Raw genomic sequence first — 14767 nt, forward strand, 5'->3', positions numbered from 1 at the left:
AAATCTGTTCTCCTTAATTCACCATTTCCTGGTATCCCTTCCATAACCTTTCGATTATTTCTTCTTTGACACTTTTCGTTTGGTTTTTTATATTAGCAGTTTTATTTACCCAATCCCTGATATAATCTTTTCCCGTAATTTCATTAATATTTAAGTGTCTATTAATATCATATCCCGATTTTCCACTTCCAGATTGAACTTGAAGTTTACCTTGACCTCCTGCACCACTATTTGGTTCCAAGTCCACTCAAATTTTTACTTTTCGATTTCCTACTCGAGCTTCAGTTTGTTTACCACCCCTGCCAGAAATGGTCTTACTCGTAGGTTTATTGGCCTTCCAGCTATCGTAGTTGCTAGAATAATTAACCTGAATTTCGCCATTTAGTAAGGTCGTATTTGTAATAGCTGATAAGCTAGTTACTGCTCCACTAGATATCAGTACATTTCCATATTGTACCACTGATACAGATACTGCGGTACCAGCTACGATACTTGTCCCTGCTGTTGGTGGACCAGCCATTATACTCAATGTTTCGAGAGCACCACTCGCAAAGTAGACTCCTAAACCAGAGAAAATTTGAGCTACTCCACTCCAAAATTCGACTGAATTTGCTTCAAAGTTTTGGGCTTTTAGTTCATCAAGCTTTTTGTTAATCAAATGAGTATAATCATCATCATATTTCCCATTTTTTAAAACGACATGGCCTTGCTCCAATGAATGAATTTCAATGATATTCCCTGTTTCATCAATCTTAAGAGTGTGATTGTAGTCGTCAATTATTTTATCCCATTCGGACTTGTTGTGATCTTTTAAGCGCTTCTTTAATTCGGCACGATAGTAGGCATCACCATCTTCTGATAACATCATATCCCTTGATGCTTTATTGATGGCACGAGTTTCAGAGTCTTGAAAATCTCTTTTGGCATGCGAAACAATCTTCACATCCTTCATCTTCTGCACCCAGCTCATGTCCAGACCGTCCGCATAGTAGTTACCATCGCTATCGACGAGGTATGGGGAATTTACACAAATAGATTCTTAGAAAACACTAAAAAAGGAAACTCTGGAAATGAATAGTCCTCACGAAGTATAGAACTAAAAGAAAAAAGGGGAGTGTAAAATTGGTAACTTAAGTTTTACAAAGAAAAGAAGACAAGAATAAAGCTATCAAAGTGAAAAAATAATCATTTTTTCTTCATTTTACTTTTCTCGTTTCCTCTATTCACCTGTCACCTGCGCTTCAAATCTAATGTCTCTGTCTGAAATATTCGTTATTTTTATTTGTTTTGCGTTTGGAATCTCAAATTCCCAAGATTCTTTAGATTGAAGAACTACACCTTTTTCTGATAAATATATACTATTATTTGTATCGTTTTCTTTTATTTTTGTTGGGATATTACTTGACGATGAGTAGATTTCGCTAATTTCTTGCTTCAAAACATCATAGTTAGTCCCTAAAAGGCTTCCTTCTCCCTTCTGCCACCATGAGGTTTTCCCAGATAATTCTAATTTCCCACCAGAAATCTTAGATAGATATAATTTTGGGGAGAATTCTTTTTGTTTTGATGTCGGAACTTTTAAAACTATAGAATCACCTGGTTTCAATGTATAATTCGCATTTTTGAAGTACAAATAAATACAACATATAAATATAATTGTTACAACAACTACTACTCCTGAACATCCTAGATTCCATTTATTAAGTTGTTTTCTCTTGTTGATCACTTATTATTCTCCTTGTATGAATCTATACCATCTTGGATTGCAGAAGCATCTCCTTCATTATCACCAAAATTCCCATTTGATTTATTTTTGAAAAATTTAACAACATCTTTATCTGAGGCCAATTGAGCTAAACCTGCATAATTTTTGATCTGCTCATCTTCCATCCCTAAATATCCTTTTGCTACATATCCAAACAGATAGTTCCCTAAATAATCATCTCTTAAGTTACCTTCCCACTTACGTGACCAAAGTGAAAATTCAAGTTCATCATTATAATTTCTACTCTTTAAGTCTAAGGGTTTTCCAGTATTTACCAAATTTACAAAATCAGTAAGGTCAATACCAACCTGTGTCAAATCTGCTGAATTTATCATTATATCATCTTCAGGACTTTTCCATACTTTTCTACCTTCGTTAATTAGATAGTTTCTTTGTTTCATGTCTCCTTCATGAATAGATAAAATATCATCAGCTAGATTATTAGATACTTCCTTTATATCTATCCCTGATTTTTTTAATTCTACATTAAGATTATACTCGATAGTATCTCTTATCTTGCTATCAACATCCTTCCAATCTTTATCTTTTGTTAACTCCTTTCTCTTCCTCCAGTATTCTTCAAAAGCTTCTTTATTATTATAAAATAGATAATCTTCATAAGTTTTCACAATTAGTTCCGCTTTTTTATTCAAATCTCCATTACTATTTTTAATTTTCTCAACTTTTTCCTTAAGTTTCTCTGGATTAGCTCTATTGGTAGCCTCCGCTTTCAATTTTTCTATTACAACTTTAGGAAATTGTATTTGAGGATGGTGATGTACATAAGATTCTAAAATTTGAAACTCCTTATCGCTCAGTTCTTTTCCATTTTCCAACTTATCTAAGATTTTCTGGTATTCTTTATGCAAACCCTTAGCTTTCTTAGAAGAATCATATTTTGCACTCTCAATCTTCACATCCTTCATCTTTTGCACCCAGCTCATGTCCAGACCGTCCGCATAGTAGTTACCATCGCTATCGACAATGACTTTACTTAGTTGCGTAGCTCCTTGAATCGCTAAGCCAAGGACTTCTAGGCTATCGCTGAAATACTGGGAAACCTCTGAGACAAAAAATTCTAGTTTTTCAATCTTGTCATCCAAATCCTGAATACCTGACTCGATTTGAGACTTAGTATTGTAGAGGATGGTCTTCTCAGAGAAAGCTTTCCCCCAATTAAGTGTAAAGAGATCTTTGATTTGATTTAGCCAGTTCTCCCTCGCTTGAATCTGAGCTTCTACGATAGCTAACTGCTCTTCCCTCAATTTTTTCAGTTCCTTGAGCTGGTCCAGGTCCAAATCTCCATATCCTGAGACCTGAGCATCTGCATTTTTGTAGGAGGTCAACTCTAGTTGGATATCATCTATCGCTGCTTGTAACTTCTTGATGTTGGGGATGATAATCTCTGTAAAGAGACCCTTCCCAGCTGTGTAGGCTGCTCCTGTCAGCTCACCTGAGTCTAAAGAGGAAATCAGGTGGTCACATCCACTAGATAAGCGGTCCGTGACTTCATTTGCGACTTGGAGGTTGTTAGTCATGGCTTGAATCAATTCTTGGGATTCTTGTGCGCTGTATTTTACTCCCATGGTAGCCGATTCCTTTCTGATATCAGTTCTTCTCTAGCTTCATCGAAAGACCGACGAGCCTTCTTCGTTTGTTTTCCCAATTCATCCAGTTCCTCTTCTACATAAGAGTTGATCTGTCGTTGAATGGTTCTATTATCACTTTCGATTTGCTCTATCACCTGACGAGAACTGGGCGAGAGAACTAATAGAGTCGCCATACGATGGTGGATGCTCTGGATTTCTGAGTGAAAGTGAGTTACCTGCTGTTCATATTGTCTTTTTAGAGTCTGAAGACTTTCTTCTTTATCGTCAATCTTGACAATTTCTCGCCAAAGTTTGTAGCGTTTTTCTTCGTTCTTATCTGCCATTTTTAATGTTCCCATCTCTTAGCCAGCTCTACGTCGCGTTTTTCAATCTTATGAGCAATTTCTGGAAACTTATTTGCTTGTGTCAAAACAGCCGAGCTGAAATCACTGACTGCCTGAAGCATTTGATTGCAGGCCTGACGTCCCGCTTCCATCCCTGCGATTTCAGAAGTATATGAAAATTCTACTTGCTGATTTTGCTTCTTGCTCGTGTCATACCCAACCAATTCATTAATAGCTGCCTCTGCTGCTATCGTGCTAGATTTTATCTTTCCACCCATACTTCAAACTCCCTTTATTCATTGTATATTGACCATATCATAACACAAAAATAGTATGATTTCAAAACAAATCCTAAGGGCAAAAGCGCTCATCTCCTTAGAATAAACTCTATCGCTCACTGAATGTGTTTGACAAAGACGGTACTAGTCATTTTGGAGACCCGTTTTCTGATGCCTTATAGTTTGAATAGTCTTATTAGCAAGGCTTGTTCTTCTCTGGTGAGAAACAGAAAAAACAAAGCCCTAGAAAAATTCCTAGGGCTTGTCTTATGTGTCAAAAAGAGCTACGTTTTTACTAACTTCTACAACTCTGTCCGATTTTCAATGGCTCGTAAGAGTGTGACTTCGTCCGCATACTCGATATCTGCTCCCACGGCTAGGCCTCGTGCTAGGCGAGTGACCTTGATACCAGCTGGCTTGAGCAAACGAGAGAGATACATCGATGTCGCTTCCCCATCCGCTGTCGCATTGGTTGCCACAATCACCTCTGAAACCTCACTATCCATGAGACGAGTCATGAGACTCTTGAGGTTGATATCGTCTGGGCTGATGCCATTCATCGGAGAAATGAGCCCGTGCAAGACATGATAGAGTCCGTGGTATTCTTGGATGTTTTCCATAGCAGCCACATCGCGACTATCCTCTAACACCAAGATCGTTGTCTGGTCTCGAGTCGGGTCCGTACAGATAGAGCAAGGATCATCATCCGTTAAACGGCCACAGATGGAACAATAGGTCAATTCCCGCTTAGCAGACAGGAGATTCTTGGCAAATTCATTGACGTCGTCATCAGACATTCCAATGGTATAAAAGGCGAGGCGGGTAGCCGTTTTGATCCCGATACCTGGTAACTTTGAATAGCTATCAATCAGCTTGGCAATAGGTGTTGGATACAGCATAAGTTCCTTTCTAATTCATTGGATGGTGTTGGTGATAAAGATTGATAATGTCGCGTGCAATTGAAGGTCCGACACCGTTTGTTAAGTTGGTGTTATGAGGAAAGACGACTGCGACTGCGATTTGAGGATTTTCGGTCGGTGCATAGGCGACTGCGTTGGTATTATTGGCTTTTTGACCGCCATTAACGTAACTTTCGGCAGTACCTGTCTTTCCACTGATGGATACGGCTGCGCCATTTGAAAAGGCACGACCAGTTGTCAGCGCACTCGTTCCATGCGAAACTTGATAGAAACCTTGCTGCAAGATAGCCATATCTGATTCTGAGATATTGACCTTGTTTAGTTCCTTAGTGGCTGTTTCTTGAACCAGACTGCCTAAGCCACCTTGGTCATTGTTTCCATAAACGCCTTCAACGATGTGAGGAGCTAAACGTACGCCATTGTTTGCAATGGTTGCGACATACTGGGCTAACTGCATCGGTGTGTAGTTGTCAAACTGGCCAAAGGAATTATTGATATAGTTCCCTAAATCAAATTCTTTCGGCGTAAATCCTGTGGATTCATCTGGGAGGTCAATCCCTGTTGAAGCTCCGAGTCCATATTCCCCAAAGGTTGACCGCAATTTGCCCATTGCAGTCTCTAACTGTCCCGTTGCGGCCACCATGTTTGGTGTGTAGGTCTGTCCCATGATTCCTAGAGCAGTTTGAACCATGTAAGTATTAGAAGAGTACTCTAGAGCCTCAACTGCTGTGATCGGAAAAGAGCCATAGGACAAGGTATACCATGAATTGATAGGGGCCGAACCTTGGAAAACAATCGGTTGATCTGTCAAGGTTTGATTGCCTGATAAGACTCCATTTTCCCAACCAGAGCTGATGGTCGCTGCCTTAACGACAGATCCTGGTACAAAGACATTGGTTATCGTTCCAAGCGAATCTGAACTTAATTTACCGGATTCGACATCATGCTTGACACCCGACATGGCCAGAACCGCACCGGTTTTAGGATTAAGAGCTACAGCGTAGACTCCTTCAGAGTATTTGGCTCCACCATTGCCCAACTCTGAGTTGAAGTAACTCTTGAGTAGGTCATCCACACCATCCTGGAAAGCTAGGTCAACCGTTAACTTGATATTGTTTCCTTTACTTCCTTCTTCGACATTTTCCACACTTTCCATATTTCCGTGTTTGTCGAGGTGGATTTCCTTGACGGAACGTTTGCCTTGAAGAACATCTTCATATTGCTTTTCAAGATAGGAAGTTCCCACTCGGTCATTGAGAGAATAGCCTTTTTTGAGATAAGCATCAACTTCCTCAGCCGGAAGTCCTGACTTTTCATTTGAAACGCTACCGACGATTGTCGATAAAGATGTATCCAGTACTTTACGATCCCATGAGGTTGAAATACTGATACCTGGTAATTCCTTGGACGCTGATGCAACGAGAGCAACTTGGGTATCATCTAAGGCATCCGTAGAAATGGTTCCTGTCGCAAAATTTTCAACGGCATTGAGCTGACTAAAGAGATAGATTTCCTTTTTCTGGTCATCTGTATAATTAAGTTGACTCACGTCAATGCTTTCAACCGCATTATTGTAAAGTGTCGCTTCCGATAAGCGGTTCCCATCTGAATCCAGGCGTTTGTCGCTTGGCAAGGATTCGACTGTTTTTTTGTAAATATCCTGGTCCGCCAAGTAGTAGTCTGCAATCTGTCGATCTGTCAGATCTGGGGAAGTTACATTTACATATGTGAGAAGTTTCTTGGCTGTCTCCTTCAATTCAGCTGCCGTCATTTTATTGTTTCGTGTGAAAGAAACAACCTGCTTGACAGTATTTTCTACCAAGGGTTTCCCTGCCGCATCATAGATCTGTCCACGAGCTGAACTGGTTGTTACCCTTGTTTGGCTGGCTGAGGCTAATTTTGTTTCATAAAAATCTTTATTGAGCACCTGCATGTATAACAAACGACCAATAATGGCCATAAAGAGCAGGATAACAATCGCAAATAGTAAATTAAGCCGAATCGGAATTGAATGGCTATTAAATTTTCTCATACAACTAAGACTCTTTTCTAGAAAAATTCCCGATTCCACCTTTATTTTCCCTAAAATAATAGAGTAAATAGGTGAAGCTCAGTACATTTCATTGTACCATATTTTACGGAGAAACTCTTGGAAAAGTCGAAGCATTTTTTGACTTTTAACTGAAAATGCCTTTTTATTTGCTTATCCTATTTTCTATGATATAATGATAGTAATAGTTAGGAAAGCGTTAACTTTTAAGACTTTGATTCATAAAAAGGAGCCTCATGAACAAGCCAGATATCGCAACCATAATCGACCTCCATTTTGAAGAATTAACAGAGCTCGAGCAAGAAATCGCTCGCTATTTTTTGCAAGCTGAAACAATCCAAGATGATCTCTCTTCTCAGCAAGTTACCCAGAAATTACATATCTCCCAAGCAGCCTTGACCCGCTTTTCCAAAAAGTGTGGTTTTACAGGCTACCGAGAGTTCGTCTTTCGATACCAGCACCAGGCTAGTAAACCGGACACTCATTCGCACAAACACAGTCCTTTGACCAAACGTGTTTTGAGAAGCTACAGTATCATGCGAGAACAAACACAGGATTTGATCGATGAAGAACAACTGGAACGCGTCGCCCAATTAATCGATGACGCTGAACGAGTTTACTTTTTCGGGACGGGAAGTTCTGGTCTGATTGCCCGTGAAATGAAACTCCGTTTTATGCGATTAGGTGTGGTCTGTGAAACTTTGACCGACCAGGATGGCTTTGCATGGACGACCAGTATCATGGATGAAAATTGTCTGGTACTTGGTTTTTCCCTATCAGGCACTACCCAATCCGTCCTCGATAGTTTGTTGGATGCCAAGGAAATGGGTGCCAAGACCATTCTCTTTACCAGCGCTCCAAACAAAAATAGTCAGGCTTACACTGAAACAGTCCTTGTGGCAAGCCACAGTCAATCTTCTTACATCCAGCGTATTTCCGCTCAACTCCCTATGCTCATTTTAATAGATTTGATTTATGCCTACTTTTTAGAAATCAATCGCGAGAGCAAAGAAAAAATCTTTAACAGCTATTGGGAAAATAAAAAACTCAACGGCTATCGTAGACAAAAACGCGTTAGAAAATCCTAGTTTGGTTCAACCAAACTAGGATTGTTTTGTTTTGAAATGGTAATAGACTCATAGGTGGGCTTGCCAAACTTTCTCTTTGCGCTAATGCCTTTTTTATCTGGGCTTTTCAATTCTTCCATAAATCTTCCATTCCATTTTTGAATGTTTGACAACAAAAAGGAAGTATCGACTATTTGCTACTTTAACTTCCTCTCTTTAATTTTATTTAATAGTTTTACTTCAACGAACTGAGATTTAGATTTTAATCCTTACAGAAAATAAAACGAGCTATTCCCCTGAAGTATATTCTATGAGATTATAGTTTAATGCAGAGTGTAGCGATGTAGTCATTTCCATAAGGTGATAATCGATGTCTTTTGTCACACGATTCATAAAAATCAATCATAGCGAGGCCATTTTTTAGTTGTCCTCTAATCTGACTTTCTAAGGTATGGCTAAATTCATATCCATATTCTGGATTGATAGTGATTTTGCCTTCCTCTTCAAGCTCTCTTGAATTAAAAGGGAGTGAAAACTTTAAAAGCAATTCCTCATCGGGTTTGTCCCATACAATGTCAGCATCATACATGTAGATCCAAGGATTCATAAATCCGACCATTAACAAACCGCCCTTTTTCAATACGCGAGAGGCTTCTTTATACATGTTTTCTAAATCTTCTATATATACATTTGAAACCGGATTAAAAACAATATCAAAAGTTTCATTTTCAAATGGAAATGGTTTTGTCATATCACCTTGAACGGTATTGATTTTTAAGCCTTCTCTTTTAGCGACCATCTCATCTCTTTCTAATTGTGATTTAGAAAAATCCATGATGGTGACATCATAACCTTTTGCAGCAAAAACGGGACCCTGCTGACCACCACCACAAGCTAACCCTAATATCTTTTTCCCGTTTGCTTTTTCAAACCATTCTATCGGAACTTTTTTTCCAACAGTTAAGGCAACAGAAATTGGATGCTTTCTAACTTCTTCTAATTCTTCCTGTGTCAATGGCTCAGTATAGTCGTTTTTTACATTATTCCATCTATCTTCATTTAATTTTATATAATTACTCATCTTACAATCTCCTCGCAATTTTATAGTATTTCGATTTCAGGTGAATAGGTTGCCATTACATTTTCTCACCTCTAGAAATTCTAATTTGTCAGTTTTTCGTCCATCTCATTATATCATTTTTCCACATTTTCCCATTTACTCAAGCTAATTATCAGTTAAATGGATGATAGAATTGCTCTCGCCTTGTAGTTCATCATCTCGCCTTAACCTTTCATACAAGGCGGTTATTTTCTCCTAGTTTCTCACGATTACCTCCTTTGGCTCAAATTTTTCAATAAAAAAAGAATTAAGCAAAACAGTTTTCACTCAAGTAGTGATTCAGTGTTTTTCTTAATTCTATAGTTCCAAACTAGGATTGTTTTGTCTTAAAATGATAATAGGCTCCCAACATCCCTGCTGTGTTTTGGTGATGGGCAAGTTCTAATCGTGTTTTTTCAGCTAGGCTTGGCACCAAGGCCGCCTTCAAGGCTGTGCGGATCTTCGGTTTGAGGATAGCTTCTTGCCCCATGATACCACCACCAAGAATGACCACTTCTGGATTAGCAACGTAGCAAATATTTGCCAGACCTTTTCCTAGATAGTCTACCATACGGTCAATGCCAGCCATACAGATCTTGTTTCCTTCAGTAGCTTCCTTGAAAATGCGTCGCCCATTCCACTGATCAACTGAATCTCCATGAGCTGTTGCTACATATTCTACCAAGGCTGTGGTAGAGGCGAGGTCTTGGAAAGCTCCATCCTGCATGTGCATATAACCAACTTCGCAAGCTGAGTTGCTAAATCCATGGAAGACTTTCCCATCCATAATCAAGCAACCACCGATACCAGTTCCAATGGTCAAGCAAAGTGTCACACTTGCTCCCTTTCCTGAACCAGATACTGCCTCAGAAAGACCTGCACAGTTGACATCATTTTCAATCTCACAAGGAATATTAAAACTCGTCTCGATTTCCTTCTTGAACTGGGTTCCTGCATAGTTGGGAATCTGAGGACCAGCGTAGAAAATCTCACCCTTATCAGGATCCACCATTCCTGCAGAAGAAATGGCAACACCTGCTACTGGGCCTTTTTCTAAATAGCTGGCTACGATATCTTTTGTCTTTTGTAAGATATGAGGACCACCCTTATGCGCCTCAGTTGGCATTTCATGCGATTCAACAAGTTGGCCTTCTTGGTCAATCAAACCATATTTGATATTGGTTCCACCGATATCAATTGCAACGTAGTGTGTCATAAATACCTCCTTATGGATTAGAGGAAGCGCTCCTTGGTTTCACGAATCAATTGCGCTGCTGCTTCTACAACTGGTCGATCTTCTTCAGTCACTGGCGTCAATGGTGAACGAACTGATCCAATGTTAAGTCCTTCATTGATCTTCAAGACTTCTTTGATAACACCGTACATATTTCCATGTGCAGCAGTCAATTCACCAATGATTGCATTGATAGCGTATTGCAATTCACGCGCTGTTTCCAAGTCTTTCTCAGCAATCAACTGATTGAGTTTTAAAAAGAGTTCTGGCATCGCACCGTAAGTACCACCAATACCAGCTTTGGCACCCATGAGGCGACCACCTAGGAATTGTTCATCTGGGCCATTAAAGACGATGTGGTCTTCTCCACCAAGGCTGACAAAGGTTTGGATATCTTGAACTGGCATAGAAGAGTTCTTAACACCGATAACACGAGGATTCTTTAACATTTCAGTGTAAAGGCTTGGAGTCAAAGCAACACCTGCTAACTGAGGAATATTATAAATCACGTAATCTGTGTTTGGAGCTGCAGCACTGATATCGTTCCAGTATTTAGCAACTGAGTATTCTGGCAAACGGAAGTAAATCGGTGGAATCGTTGCAATGGCATCTACACCCAAACTTTCTGCGTGGCGAGCAAGTTCCATACTATCTTTGGTATTGTTGCAGGCAACATGGGCGATGATAGTCAATTTTCCTTTGGCAACTGCCATGACTTCTTCCAAAATCAATTTGCGGTCTTCAACGCTTTGGTAGATACATTCACCAGAAGAACCATTGACATAGAGACCTTGAACACCTTTATCAATGAAGTATTGGACCAAGGCACGCGTACGCTCTGGACTGACTTCTCCTTGATCATCATAACATGCGTAGAAGGCTGGAATGACACCTTCGTATTTTTTCAAATCTGACATAGATTTTCTCCTAAGATTTCTTTTTTCTGCTGAGAGCAGTTCTATTTTTTACAAGTTTAGTATACACCTTGTGAAAATCGCTTTCAATATCTTGTATACACTTAGATTTTAGTTTCTACTTGTATTTTAGAAACTGTAACGATTGAAAGTAGTTTCAGAAACAAGCCATCCTACTGGTATTTGGCGAAGATTTTCTCCATCAAACCTGCTTGGAGAAAGACTAGCAAACCAAAGCCAAAGAGGATAAAGGCCGATCCACCCAAAAGAAGAGTGAAGGCGGATAGATAAAGAACCATCACAATGAGAAAGAGAATGGCTAACATGAGGAAGAACCAAGGAAAGTTAAAACTTGCCAAGATAAGCCCTTTTTGCAGCACTTCTTTCCAAGACAGATCATAGCGGGCAGCGATGGGATAACTAGCCAGCATCACGAGAGTGAGGAAGATGAGAATCCCCAAACAAATAGTTTTCACAATCTGGAAAGGCAAAGCAGTCTGTCCCCAGAAGAGATAGAGGTCTAGAAGGCTTAATGACACAATGCCTAACTCCAGCAAACCTAACTGGAAACCCAGTTTCAGATTTTGCTTGAAATCTCTTAGATAAGTTCTAAAGACTGGTACCCGTCTGCTTCTCTTAATCTCAAACATGGTCTCATAAAGGCTGATTTTCGCCACTCCAATCGTCACGATGGGCAAACAAGAGACGACAAAAAGAAGATTGACTGTGACGATATCCAAGACTTTCTCACTGAAACGCATGAGAAAATTATCTGTATCAAATGCTGCCTTAATAAGGCTTACTCCTTTTTGTGCCATGTTTGCTCCTCCTGATTCTTTTAATCAATCAAAATTTTAAAGAGATATTTGCGAACCTTTTCTTCCATACCCGCGTAGCCATTTGGCTGGTGTGGTTCTCCGGGGAAGAAAATCGCAAAATTGTGATAGCCCAACAAGAGTGGGTAATGTTCATGACAATGGACAAAGCCAATGTCGCTCGCTTCCTCAAATGCTACTGCCTCGTCTTTGATACGTGAACCGTAGCTCGAATATTCGTGTCCTTCTACCAGCAAATGCAAGTCTGCATAGTTCTTATGGTGCTCAAATTGATCATTTTCAGCTTGATTGAGGACATTTTCCTGCACAACTAGAAAGACCTTGTCCCCGTCAATCTCATACTTACCGAGTTCGAAAGAATCCTTACGGTGCTGATAGAGATAGTCGATAGCCTTGTCTAGATTGGGATGGATCCCCTTGTAAAAGGCGATGTTTTTCAAATCGTCAAAAATCATACTGTTTCCTTCGTTTCTGATAGTTACTAGTTTTCAGTTCCGAATTATCCTTCCTCTATTTCCATGTAACAGTGCGGACGGAAGCAAATTCCTTCGGAATTTCATTCCTAATTTTTGAGCCTTTCACTCCTTCATCGTCAGTCTCAAAAATTCCGTCTAAGATAAGCGTAAGATGCTTATCTTAGATACCACTAAAGCGGGAAATAGCCACCATAAAACGAACCTACTCTAACTAGTATCATGAAAAGAGTTCATTCTTAAGTTTATAAGTGTCTGACAAAACTTCACGAAGTAACTGCATACTCTCCATTTTGTAGACACTTATAACTCTATATTCTCTTATACTTAATGAAAATCGAAGAACAAACTAGGAAGCTAACCGCAGGCAATACTTAAGTATGGCATGGTAACGCAGACGTAGTTTAAACTCGATTTTCGCAAGGTCTTATCCTTTAACAGCTCCCATAGTAATACCCTGAGTGAAGGATTTTTGGAAGACAAGGAAGACGGTTACGATTGGCACGGCTGCAAGAGCTGCACCTGCCATGATCAAACCATAGTTGGTTGCCATTTCGGCCTGCATGGTCGCAACCCCGAGTGAGATGGTCAAGTTTTGACGTGAAGTCAACATAACCAACTGCATAAAGTAGTCGTTCCAAGTATTGATGAAGGTAAAGATTGCAAGGGCTGCAAATCCTGGTTTCACAATAGGGAAGGCTACGCTCCAGAAGGTACGAATCTCACCACAACCGTCGATTTTAGCTGATTCAAGCAATTCTGTTGGGATGTTTTCGCTGAACTGTTTCATAAGGAATACCCCAAATGGCCATCCGATCAAAGGCAAGATAACTGCCCAAAGTGTATCGTGAATTCCCATGAAATTGACGATACGTACCAATGGTACAAGGACAACTTGTTTTGGAAGTGCCATGGCAGCGATAAAGACTGCAAAGAGAATGTGTTGACCATAGAAACGTTTCTTAGCCAAGACATAACCTGCTAGAGAAGAGGTTGCACAGACTAAGAACATGGTTACCAATGAGATAAATACAGAGTTCCACATCCACTGCATAGCAGGGTTTTGCACCATGAGTTGTTGGAAGTTCTCCATGGTTGGCATTTTAGGGAACCACTGTGGCGGAATCATAATGGTATCAGGCTGTGATTTGAAGGCCCCTGTCAAAATCCAGTAGAATGGAAAGATGAACAGTACGGTCAACAAGAGCAAGATAATCGTTGAGATAACAGTGAAAGCTGTTAAGGGTTTCTTTTGTGTAGGTTGCATAACTGTCTCCTTTCTTTAGTATTCTACGTCGTTTCCGAGGATCTTGAATTGAGCAAAGCTGACAATGGCAATCATCACTGCCAAGAAGACACCGATGGTATTTGCATAGCCGTATTCTGTCAATTGGAAGGCTTTTTCATAAAGGTAGTACATGAGTGTACTTGTTGAATAGTTTGGACCACCAGAAGTCAAGAGCTGAATCAAGGCGAAACATTGGAATGAGTTGATGGTTGTAATAATCGCGATGTAAAGAGTTGTTGGAAGAAGGCTAGGCCATTTGATCTTCCAGAAGACTTGAAATTCAGTCGCACCGTCAACACGCGCTGCTTCAACAAGTGAATTGTCAATATTCCCCATGGCAGCGATATAAAGGATAATCGGTTGACCAACAGATGTTGTCAAAAGGATGATCATAATCGCTAGCAAAGCCCAGTTTTTGTCACCCAGCCAAGAAATGTTTTGGCTGATGATATGGCTTGACTTAAGGACAAAGTTTAGAATCCCTGATAGGGGGTCATAGATCCATTTCCATACAACCGTTACGGCAACACTACCTGTAACTACAGGAAGGAAGAAGACGAAACGATAGAAAGAACGGGCAATGGCATTTTGATGATAGGTTTGAGATGCTACAAAGAGCGAGAAGAGAACCACAATCGGAACAGATCCAATAACCAGGATAACGGTATTGATCAAAGACTTCACAAAGACAGGGTCTTTAAACATGCGAATGTAGTTGTCCAAGCCCACAAACTCAAATTTAGTCATGGAGTAGTTAAAGAAACTTGTAATGAATCCCATAATCATAGGAGCCAAGACAAAGATGACAAAGAAGAATAACACTGGTGCTAGGAAAGCGTAGGAAATCACTGTTTCCCGCATACGAATTTTATTGACTTTCACAGTCGGCACCTCTCTTTCAAATAGAATA

The 14767-nt window shown here is 39.9% G+C and carries 17 protein-coding genes; 1 reads left to right on the top strand and 16 read right to left on the bottom strand.

Features of this window, described 5'->3' with window-relative positions; all coding sequences use genetic code 11:
• Window positions 1-13: 13 nt before the first annotated feature.
• The 8 genes from Q4A91_RS01190 to pbp2b form a co-directional block, all read right to left on the bottom strand.
• Window positions 14-247, bottom strand: coding sequence for a hypothetical protein (locus tag Q4A91_RS01190; protein WP_303204231.1), 234 nt, complete (start codon window positions 245-247; stop codon window positions 14-16).
• The gene (locus tag Q4A91_RS01195) at window positions 248-952 is read right to left on the bottom strand and encodes a hypothetical protein (protein ID WP_303204232.1); all 705 of its coding nucleotides are present in this window, start codon (window positions 950-952) and stop codon (window positions 248-250) included.
• A 267-nt stretch (window positions 953-1219) separates the two neighbouring features.
• Complete coding sequence (locus Q4A91_RS01200; RefSeq protein WP_303204233.1) at window positions 1220-1726, bottom strand: hypothetical protein; 507 nt, start codon at window positions 1724-1726, stop codon at window positions 1220-1222.
• The gene (locus Q4A91_RS01205) at window positions 1723-3351 is read right to left on the bottom strand and encodes a polymorphic toxin type 44 domain-containing protein (RefSeq protein WP_303204234.1); all 1629 of its coding nucleotides are present in this window, start codon (window positions 3349-3351) and stop codon (window positions 1723-1725) included. The genes Q4A91_RS01200 and Q4A91_RS01205 overlap by 4 nt, the downstream gene beginning before the upstream one ends.
• The gene (locus Q4A91_RS01210; protein WP_303204235.1) at window positions 3342-3713 is read right to left on the bottom strand and encodes a hypothetical protein; all 372 of its coding nucleotides are present in this window, start codon (window positions 3711-3713) and stop codon (window positions 3342-3344) included. Before Q4A91_RS01210 ends, Q4A91_RS01205 begins: the two co-directional genes overlap by 10 nt.
• Window positions 3701-3976 carry a TIGR04197 family type VII secretion effector gene (locus Q4A91_RS01215; RefSeq protein WP_000509001.1) on the bottom strand — a complete coding sequence of 92 codons (276 nt, stop codon included), beginning with the start codon at window positions 3974-3976 and terminating at the stop codon, window positions 3701-3703. The genes Q4A91_RS01210 and Q4A91_RS01215 overlap by 13 nt, the downstream gene beginning before the upstream one ends.
• Window positions 3977-4278: 302 nt before the next feature.
• The gene (gene recR / locus Q4A91_RS01220) at window positions 4279-4875 is read right to left on the bottom strand and encodes a recombination mediator RecR (protein WP_000966754.1); all 597 of its coding nucleotides are present in this window, start codon (window positions 4873-4875) and stop codon (window positions 4279-4281) included.
• 10 nt (window positions 4876-4885) lie between these two features.
• Entirely contained in the window at window positions 4886-6928 is a 2043-nt protein-coding gene (pbp2b, locus tag Q4A91_RS01225; RefSeq protein WP_303204236.1) for a penicillin-binding protein PBP2B, read from the bottom strand.
• Window positions 6929-7182: 254 nt separating this feature from the next.
• On the opposite strand from pbp2b, the gene Q4A91_RS01230 reads away from it, so the two are divergent.
• Window positions 7183-8034 (top strand): MurR/RpiR family transcriptional regulator, encoded by an 852-nt coding sequence (locus tag Q4A91_RS01230; RefSeq protein ID WP_303204237.1) that lies wholly within the window; start codon window positions 7183-7185, stop codon window positions 8032-8034.
• On the opposite strand, the gene Q4A91_RS01235 is transcribed toward Q4A91_RS01230, so the two are convergent.
• The 8 genes from Q4A91_RS01235 to Q4A91_RS01270 form a co-directional block, all read right to left on the bottom strand.
• The gene (locus tag Q4A91_RS01235; RefSeq protein ID WP_303204238.1) at window positions 8031-8153 is read right to left on the bottom strand and encodes a hypothetical protein; all 123 of its coding nucleotides are present in this window, start codon (window positions 8151-8153) and stop codon (window positions 8031-8033) included. The two genes, Q4A91_RS01230 and Q4A91_RS01235, sit on opposite strands and share 4 nt — an antisense overlap.
• A gap of 176 nt (window positions 8154-8329) precedes the next feature.
• Window positions 8330-9094 (bottom strand): class I SAM-dependent methyltransferase, encoded by a 765-nt coding sequence (locus Q4A91_RS01240; RefSeq protein ID WP_303204239.1) that lies wholly within the window; start codon window positions 9092-9094, stop codon window positions 8330-8332.
• A 349-nt stretch (window positions 9095-9443) separates the two neighbouring features.
• On the bottom strand, window positions 9444-10328 hold the full coding sequence (locus Q4A91_RS01245; protein ID WP_303204240.1) for an ROK family protein: 885 nt from the start codon (window positions 10326-10328) through the stop codon (window positions 9444-9446).
• 17 nt (window positions 10329-10345) lie between these two features.
• On the bottom strand, window positions 10346-11263 hold the full coding sequence (locus Q4A91_RS01250) for a dihydrodipicolinate synthase family protein (RefSeq protein ID WP_303204241.1): 918 nt from the start codon (window positions 11261-11263) through the stop codon (window positions 10346-10348).
• A gap of 170 nt (window positions 11264-11433) precedes the next feature.
• Window positions 11434-12078: a YesL family protein gene (locus Q4A91_RS01255; protein WP_303204242.1), complete on the bottom strand. Its 645-nt coding sequence runs from the start codon at window positions 12076-12078 to the stop codon at window positions 11434-11436.
• A gap of 20 nt (window positions 12079-12098) precedes the next feature.
• On the bottom strand, window positions 12099-12551 hold the full coding sequence (locus Q4A91_RS01260) for a YhcH/YjgK/YiaL family protein (protein ID WP_125399234.1): 453 nt from the start codon (window positions 12549-12551) through the stop codon (window positions 12099-12101).
• Window positions 12552-12996: 445 nt separating this feature from the next.
• On the bottom strand, window positions 12997-13836 hold the full coding sequence (locus Q4A91_RS01265; RefSeq protein ID WP_303204243.1) for a carbohydrate ABC transporter permease: 840 nt from the start codon (window positions 13834-13836) through the stop codon (window positions 12997-12999).
• A 15-nt stretch (window positions 13837-13851) separates the two neighbouring features.
• Window positions 13852-14718, bottom strand: coding sequence for a carbohydrate ABC transporter permease (locus tag Q4A91_RS01270; RefSeq protein ID WP_161801140.1), 867 nt, complete (start codon window positions 14716-14718; stop codon window positions 13852-13854).
• Between the last annotated feature and the right edge of the window lie 49 nt (window positions 14719-14767).

The sequence above is a fragment of the Streptococcus sp. genome, from assembly GCF_030528045.1.
Lineage (GTDB): Bacteria > Bacillota > Bacilli > Lactobacillales > Streptococcaceae > Streptococcus.